Origin of the sequence: Bradyrhizobium canariense (assembly GCF_018130465.1) — a bacterium.
Classification (GTDB): Bacteria; Pseudomonadota; Alphaproteobacteria; order Rhizobiales; family Xanthobacteraceae; genus Bradyrhizobium; species Bradyrhizobium canariense_C.
In genome coordinates this window covers 198,495-212,638 of the sequence record NZ_JAFCKJ010000002.1, presented here as the reverse complement: position 1 = coordinate 212,638, position 14,144 = coordinate 198,495, and the positions used below count along the sequence as shown (strand labels likewise).

General features: G+C 63.1%; 14 protein-coding genes and 1 tRNA gene. 10 read left to right on the top strand and 5 right to left on the bottom strand.

The window, feature by feature from the left end; all coding sequences use genetic code 11:
* The first annotated feature begins 55 nt into the window (after positions 1-55).
* Entirely contained in the window at positions 56-946 is an 891-nt protein-coding gene (locus tag JQ591_RS05295; protein ID WP_211394984.1) for a DUF4339 domain-containing protein, read from the top strand.
* A gap of 40 nt (positions 947-986) precedes the next feature.
* On the opposite strand, the gene tesB is transcribed toward JQ591_RS05295, so the two are convergent.
* Positions 987-1,850, bottom strand: coding sequence for an acyl-CoA thioesterase II (gene tesB / locus JQ591_RS05290; protein ID WP_211394983.1), 864 nt, complete (start codon positions 1,848-1,850; stop codon positions 987-989).
* Positions 1,851-1,988: 138 nt separating this feature from the next.
* Here tesB and JQ591_RS05285 point away from each other — a divergent pair, with 138 nt between their 5' ends.
* Complete coding sequence (locus tag JQ591_RS05285) at positions 1,989-3,209, top strand: ubiquinone biosynthesis hydroxylase (protein WP_211394982.1); 1,221 nt, start codon at positions 1,989-1,991, stop codon at positions 3,207-3,209.
* A 198-nt stretch (positions 3,210-3,407) separates the two neighbouring features.
* On the opposite strand, the gene JQ591_RS05280 is transcribed toward JQ591_RS05285, so the two are convergent.
* Positions 3,408-3,605 carry a Trm112 family protein gene (locus tag JQ591_RS05280; RefSeq protein WP_007598651.1) on the bottom strand — a complete coding sequence of 66 codons (198 nt, stop codon included), beginning with the start codon at positions 3,603-3,605 and terminating at the stop codon, positions 3,408-3,410.
* Positions 3,606-3,767: 162 nt separating this feature from the next.
* Positions 3,768-4,298, bottom strand: coding sequence for a TetR/AcrR family transcriptional regulator (locus JQ591_RS05275; protein ID WP_211394981.1), 531 nt, complete (start codon positions 4,296-4,298; stop codon positions 3,768-3,770).
* A gap of 106 nt (positions 4,299-4,404) precedes the next feature.
* On the opposite strand from JQ591_RS05275, the gene JQ591_RS05270 reads away from it, so the two are divergent.
* The 4 genes from JQ591_RS05270 (at position 4,405) to JQ591_RS05255 (ending at position 8,633) form a co-directional block, all read left to right on the top strand.
* A complete protein-coding gene (locus JQ591_RS05270; RefSeq protein WP_211394980.1) occupies positions 4,405-4,755 on the top strand; it encodes a hypothetical protein in 351 nt (116 codons plus the stop codon).
* Between the two features lie 219 nt (positions 4,756-4,974).
* Positions 4,975-5,253: a PepSY domain-containing protein gene (locus tag JQ591_RS05265; RefSeq protein WP_211394979.1), complete on the top strand. Its 279-nt coding sequence runs from the start codon at positions 4,975-4,977 to the stop codon at positions 5,251-5,253.
* A 64-nt stretch (positions 5,254-5,317) separates the two neighbouring features.
* Complete coding sequence (locus JQ591_RS05260; protein WP_211394978.1) at positions 5,318-5,911, top strand: cytochrome b/b6 domain-containing protein; 594 nt, start codon at positions 5,318-5,320, stop codon at positions 5,909-5,911.
* A 220-nt stretch (positions 5,912-6,131) separates the two neighbouring features.
* A complete protein-coding gene (locus JQ591_RS05255) occupies positions 6,132-8,633 on the top strand; it encodes an EAL domain-containing protein (protein ID WP_211394977.1) in 2,502 nt (833 codons plus the stop codon).
* Between the two features lie 12 nt (positions 8,634-8,645).
* On the opposite strand, the gene JQ591_RS05250 is transcribed toward JQ591_RS05255, so the two are convergent.
* Together JQ591_RS05250 and trxA are read right to left on the bottom strand one after the other, a co-directional pair.
* Positions 8,646-9,323, bottom strand: a complete 678-nt coding sequence (locus JQ591_RS05250; protein ID WP_211394976.1) for an LON peptidase substrate-binding domain-containing protein — start codon at positions 9,321-9,323, stop codon at positions 8,646-8,648.
* A gap of 31 nt (positions 9,324-9,354) precedes the next feature.
* Positions 9,355-10,278, bottom strand: coding sequence for a thioredoxin (trxA, locus tag JQ591_RS05245; RefSeq protein WP_211394975.1), 924 nt, complete (start codon positions 10,276-10,278; stop codon positions 9,355-9,357).
* A 274-nt stretch (positions 10,279-10,552) separates the two neighbouring features.
* Here trxA and JQ591_RS05240 point away from each other — a divergent pair.
* The 4 genes from JQ591_RS05240 to JQ591_RS05225 all read left to right on the top strand — a co-directional run bounded on the left by JQ591_RS05240 (position 10,553) and on the right by JQ591_RS05225 (position 14,136).
* A tRNA-Gly gene (locus tag JQ591_RS05240) sits at positions 10,553-10,627 on the top strand.
* 76 nt (positions 10,628-10,703) lie between these two features.
* Entirely contained in the window at positions 10,704-11,690 is a 987-nt protein-coding gene (locus tag JQ591_RS05235) for an NAD-dependent epimerase/dehydratase family protein (RefSeq protein WP_211394974.1), read from the top strand.
* Between the two features lie 377 nt (positions 11,691-12,067).
* Positions 12,068-13,348: a PQQ-dependent sugar dehydrogenase gene (locus tag JQ591_RS05230; protein WP_211394973.1), complete on the top strand. Its 1,281-nt coding sequence runs from the start codon at positions 12,068-12,070 to the stop codon at positions 13,346-13,348.
* Between the two features lie 194 nt (positions 13,349-13,542).
* Positions 13,543-14,136: a c-type cytochrome gene (locus tag JQ591_RS05225; protein ID WP_211394972.1), complete on the top strand. Its 594-nt coding sequence runs from the start codon at positions 13,543-13,545 to the stop codon at positions 14,134-14,136.
* The last annotated feature ends 8 nt before the right edge of the window (positions 14,137-14,144 follow it).

The window sequence follows — 14,144 nt, the reverse complement described above, 5'->3', positions numbered from 1 at the left end:
GCGGTGAACCCAAGCGTCCCGGCCGGTACAAAACTATGTTTGAGGGGGACGCTTCATGGCGAGTTGGTTCTACGCATCCGAGGGCAAGCAGCAGGGGCCTTATCCGGAAGGGCAATTCCGCGACCTCGTCGCCCAGGGAATCGTGCGACCGGATACGCTGGTGTGGTCGGAGGGCATGGCCGGCTGGCAGAAGGCAGCCGAAATCCCCGGCCTGATCGGCGGCGGCGGTGCGCCCCCGATGATGCCGGCTGGCGGCCCCCCGATGATGGGCTCCGGAGGTTACGGCGGCGGTGGCGGCGGAGGATCGCTGGCGGTCGATTTCGGCATCCTCGAGTTCACGTGGCGCACGCTCGTGCTGGCAATCGGCTCGTGCTTCGTCATTCCGGTGCCGTGGCTGTTCGTCTGGTACACGAAATGGATCGTGTCCTGCGTGAAGGTCCCCGGACGGCCCAATCTGAGCTTCACCGGCAATGCGATGGCGCTGGTGCCCTGGTTTTTCGGCTTCATCGTTCTGGCGATCGTGATCGGCTACATCGGCGTCCCGTTGCTGAGCAATTTGCTGTTCATCGCCCAGATCGTTCTCTACTGGCTCCTGATCAAATGGATGGTCGCGAACCTCGCCTCCAACGGGCAGCCGCTCGGCCTGAGCTTTACCGGCTCGGTCTGGGCCTATGTCGGCTGGAGCCTGCTGTTTGCGATCTCCATCATCACCATCATCGGCTGGGCCTGGGTCGCCGCAGCTCAGATGCGCTGGTTCTGCCGCAGCATCGAAGGCACGCGGCGCGAGATCGTCTTCAACGGCAGCGGTCTCGGGATTCTCTGGCGGGGCATCGTGGCCGCATTCCTTTGCGGCTTCATTATCCCGATCCCGTGGGTGTATCGCTGGATCATGAACTGGTTCGCGTCAGAGACTGTCCTGGCTCCGCGAGGATCGCTCCGAGCATGACCTTAAGAGGCATAAGCGCGATCGATCGGGCTTATGCCTCTTAGGCCTTCCGTTCGCGCACCGAGCCTTCCTGCGCGACGGAAGCCACCAGCGTGCCGTCGGGCTTGAAGATTGAACCGCGGGTCAAGCCACGACCGCTTCGGGCGCTTGGCGAATCCTGTGCGTAGAGCAGCCATTCGTCGGCGCGGAACGGGCGATGAAACCACATCGCGTGGTCGAGGCTCGCCGGCATCATGCGCTTGTCGAACAGCGTGCGGCCATAGCGCGCCATGATCGCATCGAGCAGTGAGAAGTCGGACGCGTAGGCCAGCGCGCACATGTGCAGCGCCGGATCATCCGGCAGCGTCGCCGCGGTCTTGATCCACACATGGATGCGGCCGTCCTCGATCTTCTGGCCGAAATAACGGCCGAGCTCGACCGGGCGCAGCTCGATCGGACGGTCGGACTCATAGTAGCGACGGATGAACTCCGGCATCTCCTTGAACATTGGCTGCTTCGCCACTTCCTCCGCCGTCAGCTTTTCCGGCGGCGGCACGTCGGGCATCTTGTCCTGATGGTCGAACGCGCTCTCCTCCTCGGCGTGGAACGAGACCATGATCGAGAAGATCGCGTTGCCGTGCTGGATCGCGGTGACGCGGCGGGTGGAGTAGCTCTTGCCGTCGCGCAGGCGCTCGACCTGGTAGATGATCGGGATCTGCGGATCGCCCGGCAGGATGAAATAGCAATGCAGCGAATGCGGCAGCCGGCCCTCCACGGTGCGGCACGCTGCAACCATCGCCTGCCCGATCACCTGGCCGCCGAACACCCGTTGCCAGCTGGTCTTCGGGCTGTTGCCGCGGAACAGATTCACCTCGAGCTGTTCGAGGTCGAGGATCGAGATGAGGTCGATCAGGCTCTTGGACATGGAATTCAGCTTTCGCCTCGCCGTCCCGGGCTCGCTGCTCCGGAATGACACAATGGGGGCTTTCCGCCCTTGTTTCACCGCACTGTTTCGCCCACCTCAAGTCTGCTAGCAAGACCAGGATTTAGCCGGGAATTGGGTATGTCAGTACAGGGTAGCATTGTCATTGGTGGCGGCGCGTTTGCAGGCCTGGCGCTGGCCCTGGCGCTCCGCCAAGGGCTCGGCCCCGAGATCCCCGTCATCGTCGCCGACCCCGCGCTCTCCACACGTCCGAGCCGGGACCCGCGCGCGACCGCCATCGTGGCTGCCTGCCGGCGCCTGTTCGAAGCGATCGGCGCCTGGGATGACGTCAGGGGAGAGGCGCAGCCGATCCTCGACATGGTTGTCACCGATTCAAAGCTGGAAGACGCCACCCGTCCGGTGTTCCTCAATTTTGCCGGCGACGTCGCGCCGGGCGAGCCCTTCGCGCATATGGTCGAGAACCGCCGCCTGATCGATGCGCTGGTGGTGCGCGCCGAGGCCGAGGGCATCGATCTCCGCGCGACCACAGTGTCGTCTTACGACGCGCGGCCCGAAGGCATCGACGTGACGCTCGGTGACGGCAGTGTCATTGCGGCGAGCCTCCTGGTCGCGGCCGACGGTGCGAAGTCGAAACTGCGCGAGCGCGCCGGTATCGCCACCCACGGCTGGGAATATGACCAGTCCGGCATCGTCGTTACCGTCGGGCATGAGCGCGATCACGAAGGCCGTGCCGAAGAGCATTTTCTGCCGGCGGGCCCGTTCGCGATCCTGCCGCTTTCAGGCAAGCGCTCCTCGCTGGTATGGACCGAGCGCCGCAGCGAAGCCGCGCGCATCATCGCATTGAGCGATGAGGAATTTCACGGCGAGCTCGAGCAACGCTTCGGCCTGCATCTCGGCGAGGTGAAGGCGCTCGACAAGCCGCGCGCGTTTCCGCTGTCCTATTTCGTCGCGCGCTCCTTCATCGCCGAGCGTCTCGCGCTGGTCGGCGATTCCGCCCACGTCATCCACCCGATCGCGGGCCAGGGTCTCAACATGGGTCTGAAGGATGTCGCAGCATTGGCCGAGGTCGTGGTCGACGCGGCGCGGCTCGGCATGGATCTCGGCGGCGCCGACGTGCTCGAGCGCTACCAGCGCTGGCGCCGCTTCGACACGATGGCGATGGGCGTTGCCACCAACTCGCTGAACTTCCTGTTCTCCAACCAGTCGACGCTGCTGCGCACCGTCCGCGACATCGGCCTCGGCCTCGTCGACCGCGCTCCGCCGCTGAAGAACCTGTTCATCCGCCAGGCCGCGGGTTTGACCGGCGAGATACCGCGATTGTTGAAGGGCGAGGCGTTGTAGTTCTCGCAGCCGCCTAGCTCTCCGCGGTCGTCCCGGCGAAGGCCGGGACCCATACGCCGCAGCAATAGTTTTGCGAAGACTCGGAGTTACCAGCTCGCGCCGCAACTTCTCTCTGTGGTTATGGATCCCGGCTTTCGCCGGGATGACAGTGAGTGTGTGGAGCGGTCATCGCGCCATTCTGCGCGCGCAACCTCAACCTCAATCGATCTTGCGCGCCTCTTCCGGCAGCATGATCGGGATGCCGTCGCGGATCGGATAGGCGAGCTTGGCGCTGCGCGAGATCAGCTCCTGCTTTGCAGAATCGAACTCCAGCGGGCCCTTGGTCAGCGGGCAGACCAGAATCTCCAGCAATTTGGGATCGACGCTGGCTTCGGGGCGTTCGGTGGGGGCGTTCATTGGGGTCTCCGGCGGTCGGTTGCCTCTAGCACAGAAAATCGCGGCCGCCCATCGCGGTCCACTAAAGCGCGATGAGATGAGGATGAATCATCATCGCGCTTTAGGTTGTTGTTTGGGCATGATCTTTTCGGAAGACCGCTTCGCACTTTTCCGGATCATGCTTTAGACCGACACCATCCGCAGGATCTCGTCGAGCAGGCCCTGGAGCCGCGCGGCCGGCCATTGCGGGCCCGACAGGGCGAAGCCGAGAAACGTCCAGTACAGGATTTGCGCGCGGGCTCGTGCCGTCGCCGCCTCGAACCCGCGCTTCCTGAGCAGCTCTTCGATATAGTCGAGCCTGCGCCGGTCGATTGCCCGCACCGCCGCTTGTGCCGCCGCATCGAAGGCCGCCCAGTTCCGCACCGCGCGCTCGAGGTCGAGCCGCGCGCCAAAAGTCCTGCGCAGCAGCGCTTTCAGCGGCTCGTCGCTGGCGGCTTCGACATCGGCGATGATCTGCTCGGCCGCGATCTCGCGCCAGCGCTTCAAGAGGGCGGCGTGGAACGCGCCGAGATCGGCGAAATGCCAATAGAAGCTGCCGCGCGAGACCCCCATGGCTTTCGCCAGCGGATCGGCCTTCAGCGCGGTGAAGCCGTCTCTCGCGAGCGCCTTCAGGCCCTCTTTGATCCAGTCGTCGGAGGTCAGCTGTTCGGCCATGTCGGTTCCGGATGCAAACCATACACTAGTGTATTGACAGCCGGCAGGCCAGCGCCTATCTCACCATACACAACTGTATGGACGAGGTTTTCGGGGAGCTTTGACGATGCGTGATCTCCTGCTCCAGTGTGCCGGCGTCGTGACCATTGCCGTGGCCCTCATCCATGGCATTCTCGGCGAGACCAAGGTCTTTGCCCGCGCTCGCATCGAGCCGGAACGGCTCCGCACCCTGATCCGCCTGGTCTGGCAGGCCTCGACCGTCGCCTGGATCGGCGGTGGTGTGCTCCTGATCGCGGCGCCCTGGATGGGATCGGAGCCGGCGCGCCACTGGATCGTCGCCACCATGGCCGGTGTGTTCGGCTTCTCTGCTTTCGCCAACGCATGGGCCACGCGCGGCCGGCATTTCGGATGGATGGCGCTCAGCGCCGTCGTCGTCATGGCGGTCGCCGGCTACTGACCGGCACCTCGGATCAGCCGGTCGTCAAACCGTGAGACGTAAGGCCGCAGCGTCGCCTCAAATGCGCGCTGCACACGGAGAGCGCTGATCTTTTTCGGATCGTTAGAATAACTCTAAAGCCAACCGGCCTCGAACCGGATTGACTTCATCATGTGCTTTGTTTCCTTCGGTCCCGCTTCGCCCTAGGGCGTAGCGCCCACGACAGAAGAGGAGACGTTCGTGAAGGTCATACGTGTTGTTGCCATTGCATTGACGATCGGGATTGGCGCGGGATCGACGGCCATGGCTGACGGATTCAAGGACTGCACCAAGCTCGACAAGGCGTCGTGGAAGCCGGCGAGCGAAGCCGAAGCCAAGGCCAAGGCGCTCGGCTACGAGGTGCGGCGCTCCAAGATCGAAGGCTCGTGCTACGAGGTTTACGGCGTCAAGGAAGGCAAGCTTTACGAGCTGTTCTACAGCCCCGAAGATCTCAGCCTGAAAAAGACGATTGCGAAGTAGACCGTCGCGAGATGGTCTGCGCGCAAATGGTCTGCGCAAAGTTACGCCTGAGGGTGGTCCTCGCTTGATCGAAGAATCTGCACCGGAAGCGCGCGGGGTGTCCAGCCGGACCCCCGCGGATCGAACCGCTTCGCGGACGGTCGCGGTCTGGGACCTCCCGCTGCGCCTCTGGCACTGGGCGCTCGCGGCCTGTGTTCTGGCCGCCTGGTTCACGCCTACCGTCTATGACGGACTTCACCGCATCGTCGGTTATACGGTGCTCGGGCTTCTTGCCTTCCGTCTGGCCTGGGGTGTTTGGGGAAGCCGCTATTCGCGCTTCCGCATGGTCGGCGTCAGGCTTCGGGCCGCGCCACGCTATCTCTGGAATCTGCGCCGCGGCATGACCGGCCGCTATATCGGGCTCAATCCCGCCGGCACGTTGATGCTGGTGGCGCTGCTGGCCTCGCTCGCGGTCTCGACGATATCAGGCGCGATGTCGGTGACCGTGACCTTCTTCGGCGTGTGGTGGGTCGAGGACACCCACCACTATTCTTCGGACGCCGTCATCGTCCTGGTCGTGCTGCACGTCTTGGGCGTGCTGCTGATGGGGCTTCTCCAGCGCGAGAACCTGATCCGCGCGATGATCACCGGACGCAAGCGCATCCGTGGTCATTCATGAGCAGAGCTGGTTTGGTTCCGACCGGGAGTCGCCGGCTCGCTTAACCGCGTAGTTTCACGGGGAATTGTCCTCTCCTCGTACAAGCTGTCGCCAAAGGGGCATAATGGCTGACGTAACATTTACTTTCCGATAGGCATGCAACCGGGAATTGCGAAAAATTAACGCCGAGAAAGCCTGATCGGACCGATGCTCGAGAGCATTGACGAGGGAGGCGATTTCGATGTTCCGCGTTTTTACCTGCCTCACGGCAGAGCATGATTGGCGGCTTGTTGTGCTCGCTGGTCTGGTGTGCTTCGCCGCAAGTATTGTCGCCGTCAGCATCTTTCATCGCGCGATCGCGTCGCGAGCTTGGACGCGGCTGATCTGGATTGCGATCGCCGGCGCTGCCATCGGCTATGGAATTTGGGCAACGCATTTTGTCGCAATGCTTGCCTACGAGCCCGGCGTCTCAACTGGTTACGGCATCGTTCTGACAGTTCTGTCGCTCGCCGCGGCGATGATCCTGACGTCAGGCGGTTTCGGCGTTGCCGTCAGCAACGTCGGCCGGTGGCGCGCGGCTGCCGGCGGCGGCATCATCGGCGCCGGTATTGCGAGCATGCACTATCTCGGCATGTGGGCCCTCGATGTGCCTGGTCGCGTGACCTGGTCGCCGGGGCTCGTGTTCGTCTCGATCACCCTCGGCATGGTCCTGGGCTACGCTGCGCTCGCGGTCGCCCTGGGCCGCAAGGACAAATGGGGGACCTTCGTCGCGGCGCTGCTGCTGACGCTCGCAATCGTGTCGCATCATTTCACGGCCATGGGGGCCGTGCAGATCGTTCCAGACCCGACGCTGAACAGCAATACCTTGTCGCTTTCCCCGGCCTTCCTCGCCGTGGCAATTGCGGGTGTGGCTCTGTCGGTGCTCGGGATGAGCTTTGTCGGCGTGCTGGCGGATCGCCGACTTGCGACCAGAACCAGCAGATTCGAGGAAATCATCAGTGAGCTTTCGCTCGCCAGGCAACAGGTGGAAGATTCGCAAAAGGAAATCAACGACCAGAAGATCAGGCTGGACACGGCCATCAACAACATGGTCGAGGCTCTGTGCATGTTCGATGCGGAGAAGCGATTTGTCGTCTGCAACGAGCGTTATGCCGAACTCTATCGGCTACCGCCGGAGCTGCTGAGAACGGGAACACCGCATACCGACATCATCAGGCATCGTATTGTGAACGGCATCCTCAAGGGCGACCCCAGCGAGGGTGCTGCCGAGCAATTCATCTCGAAATTGGCCACGTTGCCGTTCGATGCGGTCTCGAGCAGGATCGACGAGTTTGCGGATGGTCGTTTGATCTGCGTGACGCGACAGCCAATGGCCGGCGGCGGCTGGGTGGCCACGCATCTCGATGTCACCGAGCAACGCCGGTCCGAGGCCAAGATCACTCACATGGCGCAACATGATGCGCTGACCGATCTGCCAAATCGCGTGCTGCTCCGGGAGCGGATGGAGCACGCCATTGCAGTATCGCGCAATGGCGGCCTTGATCTGGCCGTGCTCATGCTGGACCTCGATCGCTTCAAGGAAGTCAACGACACGCTTGGACATCCGACGGGAGACTCCCTGCTGCGCGCCGTCGCGGCGCGTTTGCGCGAATGCACCTCGGAAACCGCGTTGATCGCTCGACTGGGCGGCGACGAGTTCGCGGTGATCGACTACGTGACCAACCCAGCCGTGGAGGCCGCGACCCTTGCGGAGAGAATCAGAAAGGCGCTTTGCGAACCCTTCGATCTCGGCGATCACCAGGTCACGGTGGGCACCAGCATCGGCATTGCCATCGCGCCGCGCGATGGCAACGATTCCGACGTGATCATGAAGAGTGCGGATCTCGCCCTCTACTCGGCCAAGAGTGGCGGACGTGGTGCATTCCGTTTCTTCGAGCCGGAACTCGACCAGCTCATGCATGCGCGACGCAACCTGGAGCGCGACATGCGGGACGCGCTTGCTGGCCGTCAATTCGAACTCCACTACCAGCCATTCGTCAATGCCGCGACCGGCAAGACCAGTGGCTTCGAGGCCTTGCTACGCTGGCATCACCCGCAGCGAGGTCTGGTCATGCCCGGCGAGTTCATTCCGCTCGCGGAGGAGACCGGCTTGATCGTGCCGCTGGGAGAATGGGTCTTGCGGACCGCCTGTGCGGAAGCCGCCAAATGGCCCGCCCATCTCATGATCGCGATCAACCTGTCTCCCGCTCAGTTCAGGAGCAAGGATCTTGTCCTGGTCATTATCAGCGCGCTGGCGAGCTCGGGAGTTGCGCCGCACAGGCTCGAGCTCGAGGTTACCGAGACGGTGATCATGCATGACAGCGAAGCGGTGTTCGCCGTACTCGGCCAACTGCGCGAACTCGGTGTGCGAATCGCCCTGGACGATTTCGGAACCGGCTATTCATCGCTGAGCTTTCTGCAAAGGTTCCCATTCGACAAGATCAAGATCGACCGCAGTTTCGTTAACGAACTGTCCAGTGCGAGCGCAGAGGCGCACCATCTCGCGCGAGCAGTGGTTCGTTTCGCAGTCAGCCTCGGCAAGACGACGACCGCCGAAGGCGTCGAAACGAAGGCGCAGCTGGACATCCTCCGTGAAGAGGGGTGCGTCGAAACGCAAGGCTACTATTTCAGCCGGCCGATGCCTGCATCCAGCGTCGCCAAGATGTTGCGGCGAGGTGCAGGAAGAGCCGTCCGCGCTGCGTGAGCATTCAGGCCGCTACTGCAACGGCGGATCGCCGCTGGTGCGTTTCTTGGCGAGGTCCATCTCGGTGACGGCGATCAGGATTTCGGCGCGGATCTTCAGGTCGGGCGCTTCCAGCATCGCCTGCTTCTCGGCCACGCCATAGGGCGACATCATCGCCAGCGCGTTGACGAGCGCTTCGTTGGGGGCGGTCTCGACGCCCTCCCAATCGACCTTGAGGTTGTTGGCCTTCAAAAAGTCCGCCAGCACGGCCAGCAGCGCTTCGCGATCGACCTCGTCCTCGCCCATGCGCGGCGTGAAGTCGTCGACGAAGGCGAAGAAATCCACCTTGCACTGCCGGTAGGCGGTGAGCACTTCGAGCTCCTCGAGCACCTTGAAGCGCGAGACGCCGGTGAGCTCGAGGATGTAGCGGCCGTCGCCGGATTCGGCGAGCTGGGTGATGCGGCCGACACAGCCGACGCTGAACAGCGCCGGCTTGTCGGAATTCTTGGGCGAGTGCGCGATGTCGGGCTGGATCATGCCGATCAGGCGATGGCCGTCGCGGAAGGCATCGTCGATCATCGCGAGGTAGCGCGGCTCGAAGATGTTGAGTGGCATCTGTCCGCGCGGCAGCAGCAGCGCGCCCGGCAGCGGAAACACCGGAAGGATCTCCGGAAGGTCGGCGGGCCCGCGATATTCGATGTTGATCGGCATCTGTCGGGTCCCCTGGCCTTGCCAGCTCGCTTTAGGAAAACAGGATGATCGACAAGCGCTTGCGTCCCTCGACGGTTGCATCATCCGTGCCGCCCCACGCCTCGAAGAACTGCACCAGCTGCTTGCGGGCGCCGTCGTCGTTCCATTTGCGGTCGCGCTTGATGATCGCGAGCAGCTGCTCGGTGGCCGCTGCCCGGTTGCCTTGCGCATTCAGCGCCGTCGCCAGGTCGAATCGGGCCTGATGATCGAGCGGGTTTGCGGCGACTTTCTGTTCCAGCTCGGCGACGGGCCCGAGCTGCTCCGCCTGCTCGGCGAGATCGATCGCGGTCTGCACGGCTTTCACGGCGGGGTCGTTCCGCTTGGATTCCGGCACCATGGCGAGCGTCTGCTTGGCCTGCTCCATCGCACCGGAGACGGCGTAGCATTTCGCGAGACCGGCAAGGGCGGCGATGTTGGTCGATTCATGCTGCAGCACTTCGGCGTAGATCTGGGCGGCCGCGGCGGCATCGCCCTCGGCGAGCACGGCCTCGGCCTCCTGGAGGATTTCCGCGACATTCGGTTCGCCCGGCGCGGTCACGCCCTTGGTCAGCTTTTCGATGAAGGCGTTGAGCTGGCTCTCCGGCACCGCGCCCATGAAACCGTCGGCCGGCTGGCCGTTGACGAAGGCGATTACCGCCGGAATCGACTGGATGCCCATCTGGCCCGGGATCGCCGGGTGCTGGTCGATGTTCATCTTGACCAGCTTGACCTTGCCCTTGGCGGCCTTGACCGCCTTTTCCAGCACGGGCGTGAGCTGCTTGCAGGGACCGCACCACTCCGCCCAGAAGTCGATCAGCACCGGCTGGCGCTTCGATTCCTCGATGACGTCCTTCACGAAGGTCTGGGTGGTCGTGTCCTTGATCAGATCGGTCGCAGCCGGGCCCGCCGCTCCGTTACCCTGGTCGATGATCGTCACGGGATCCCCTCGTCTGATGTCTGGAATTGGCGGTCTTTAGCACGTCGCCAATTCATATGCTTCGCTGTTGGCCCTAAATTGGGCCGGGACGGCCGAATTTCAATCCGTGCGTGCCGATTCGGCGGTTCCGGGGCATTTTTGGGTCATTTGGCCGCGTTCGGGTCCATATCGGGCCTCCGATTGCGAATCTATGCCGCCGGTAGCTGTTGCATTCCCCTCCCGCTTTTGGCATACGACAGCCGTTGCCGGGCGCGTCACGCGGCCGACACAGGATGCGGGTGTAGCTCAGTGGTAGAGCACGACCTTGCCAAGGTCGGGGTCGAGGGTTCGAGCCCCTTCGCCCGCTCCAATTTTCTCCCAAGCATCCAGCCTATCCGGACGGAATCGTGGTTTTCCACGCTGCTGGCGGCTGTATTGGGTCTCGAATGACAATTCTGGTCACCGGCAGCGCGGGCCATCTCGGGGAGGCCCTTCTCCGTACGCTCCGCGGGCGCGGTTCATCTGCGCGGGGGATCGATCTGAAGGCATCGCCCTGGACCGATGCCGCAGGCTCGATCGTCGATCCCGATTTCGTGCGGGGCCAGATGGCCGGCGTTACCGCGGTGATCCACACCGCGACGCTGCACAAGCCGCATGTGGCGACCCACTCCAAGCAAGATTTCATCGATACCAACGTCAGCGGTACGCTCAATCTGCTCGAGGCGGCCACGGCCGCCGGCGTGAAGAGCTTCGTCTTCACCAGCACAACCAGTGCATTTGGTTCGCAGCTTCGGCCGGAAGCGGGACAGGCCGCGGTGTGGGTCACCGAGGATTTGCCGCCGGTGCCGAAGAACATCTACGGCACGACCAAGCTGATGGCTGAGACTCTCTGCGAGCTGTTCTGTCGCGAGCGCGGCCTGCCTGTCGTGGCCTTGAGGACCTCGCGCTTCTTCCCGGAAGACGATGACGATCCGGTGATGCGGTCGGCTTACGCGCCGGAGAACGCGCAGGCCAACGAGCTGCTCTATCGTCGGCTGGATATCGCGGACGCGGTGAGCGCCCATCTGCTCGCCGCCGAACGCGCGCCGAAGATCGGTTTTGCCCGCTACATCGTGTCGGCCACGAGCCCGTTCGAGCAGCGCCATCTCGCGGAGCTGGCACGTGACGCCGCCGGTGTGGTGTGCGAGCTCTATCCGGATTGTGCGGCGCTCTTTGCGGCGCGCGGCTGGCAACTGTTCCCCGAGATCGACCGTGTCTATGTCAATGAGCGCGCGCGGCGCGAGCTGGGTTGGCGACCCGAATTCGACTTCGCGCACGTCCTGAAGTGTCTTCGCGATGGCCGCGATTTTCGCAGCACGCTGGTCCGCGATGTCGGGTCGAAAGGCTATCATGACGCGGTTTTTGGCGACGGTCCCTACCCCGTCGCCCCGTAGTCGCCACCTTTGCTAATTTGCTCGATGCGTCAAATGTCTGCCCGGAGTCACCGGGAGCAACATGGCCTGGGCGCTTCTACTGTGCATGGGGTTGTTTTCGCGTTTTTTGTTCCCGACCTCCTGCTGCCTGCAAATTAGCCGCGCGTCTTCTTGATTCCGCGCTGCAGCGAGCGTTGTCGTCGCGGCGTTCGTCCTCGTTGACATTCCGTCTCAATTTTTATTGAGCGCAACTGCAGCGCACGCGGCGCGCTTCTCACCGCTCGCAGATGTGCTAACCTTTTCGCGCCTGTCCTCTCGACAGACTCCGAACTTCGCCTCTCGACTAGCAAAACAAAATAAACGTGCAGCCCTGATGGCTGCCTTAGGGGAGTGACGCGATGAAATTCCATCGATCCGTCTTTCAATCCGTCCTGGCGCTTGCAGCGGTTGCCCTTCTCGCGGGGACAAGCGTCGGTCACGCGCAACAACAGGACAAGAACAAGCCGCTGAAGAAGTACGAATCCGGCACCAAGGAGTTCTGGACCCATCCGCCGGACGACTGGTTCCTCGGCGACGAGACCGAGGCACAGAAGGGCCTGGCACCGCCGTCGGGTCCGCCGACCGGTGCGTCGGAGGCCGAGCTCGCCAACATCGTCAAGAAGGTCAAGCTGCCGCCTGGCTTCAAGATGGAAGTCTACGCCTCCGGTGTGCTGGCCGCGCGGCAGATGGCCTGGGGTGACAAGGGCACGCTGTTCGTCGGCTCGTTCGGCCTCGGCAACGTCTACGCCATCAAGGACAACAACGGCAAGAAAGAGGTCAAGACCATCCTGAAGGGCCTGAACATGCCCACGGGTCTGGCCGTCAAGGACGGTGCGCTCTACGTCATCGCGGTCGACAAGCTGATCCGCTACGACGATGTCGAAAACAAGCTCGACAATCTCGGCGAGGGCAAGGTCGTCTATGACGACATGCCGTCCTATGCCGCGCATGGCTGGAAATACATCGCGGTCGACAAGGAAGGCTGGTTCTACATTCCGTTCGGACCGCCCTTCAACATCGGCGTTCCCCCGACCAGCGTCTCGCAGATCCGCCGCGTCGATCCCAAGACCGGCAATGCGGAAATCTACGCGCTCGGCGTTCGCAACTCGGTCGGCGGCGACGTCGATCCGCGTACCGGCAAGTTCTGGTTCACCGAGAACGCCCGCGACTGGATCAGCGACGATCTGCCCTCAGACAAGCTGAACATGATCAGCAAGATCGGCGAGCACTTCGGCTATCCCTACTGCCACCAGGGTGACCTGCCGGATACCAAGTTCGCGATGGGCCACAAATGCTCCGAGTTCACGCCGCCAGTGCTGAACCTCGGCGCGCACGTCGCTCCGCTCGGCATGAAGTTCTATACCGGCGACCAATTCCCGGCCGAGTACAAGAACAACATCCTGATCGCCGAGCACGGCTCCTGGAATCGTCACAAGTACCAGGGCGGCCGCATCATGCGCGTGATCGTCGGGCCCGACGGCAAGAACGCCAAGCAGGAGGTGTTCGCCTCCGGCTGGATCGAGGGCGACCAAGGCTATCTCGGCCGTCCCGACGACATCATCCTCGCCAAGGATGGCTCGATCCTCGTCGCCGACGACTGGGCCGGCGCGATCTACCGCATCAGCTACAGCAAGAAGTAGCGGACGACGACACCAGGCTGCGGTGCCGAGAGGCACCGCAGCCTTTCTCATTTCAATTTCGCACGCTGTCGTTCCGGATTGCGCGCCGCTTGCGCGCAAGTCCGGAACCCATGACCATGAACGGGGGTTATGGATTCCGGGCTCGCGCTTCGCACGCCCCGGAATGACGCGTTCGATAGATCGGAATTCCAATCATGCGCCGGCAGTTTATCTCGCACGCAATCAGCGCGGTTGCGCTCCTCGCGCTCGGTTCGCTCCCCACTAGCGCTGCCGACAATGCCGCGATCAAGGAGAAGGCCGCCGTCTGCGCCGGCTGTCACGGCGAGAACGGCATCTCGCAGACCGAGAACATTCCTTCGCTCGCCGGCCAGCCCGATCAATTCCTGCAATGGCAGCTCGTATTCTTCCGCGCCGGCTCGCGCAAGAACGACCAGATGCAGCCCATCGCCGAGGAAATCACCAACGAGGACGTCCGCAATCTCGGCGCCTATTTCGCCGCGCTGACGCCGCCGACAGCGGCGGAGGACAAGGATCCAGACCTGTCGAAAAAGGGCGCCCAAGTTGCCGTCGGCCGCCGCTGCGCCTCATGTCATACGGATAGCTTTGCCGGCACCAAGGCCGTCGCGCGGCTCGCAGGCCAGCGCGAGGAATACCTGGTCAAGGCGCTGCACGACTACAAGAGCAGCCAGCGCGTCGGCGGCGGTGGCGCTGCGATGGCCGATGTCGCCTATCACATGAGTGATGAGGAAATCACCGCCGTCTCGCACTATCTCGCGTATTTCAAATAGCGGAAGGT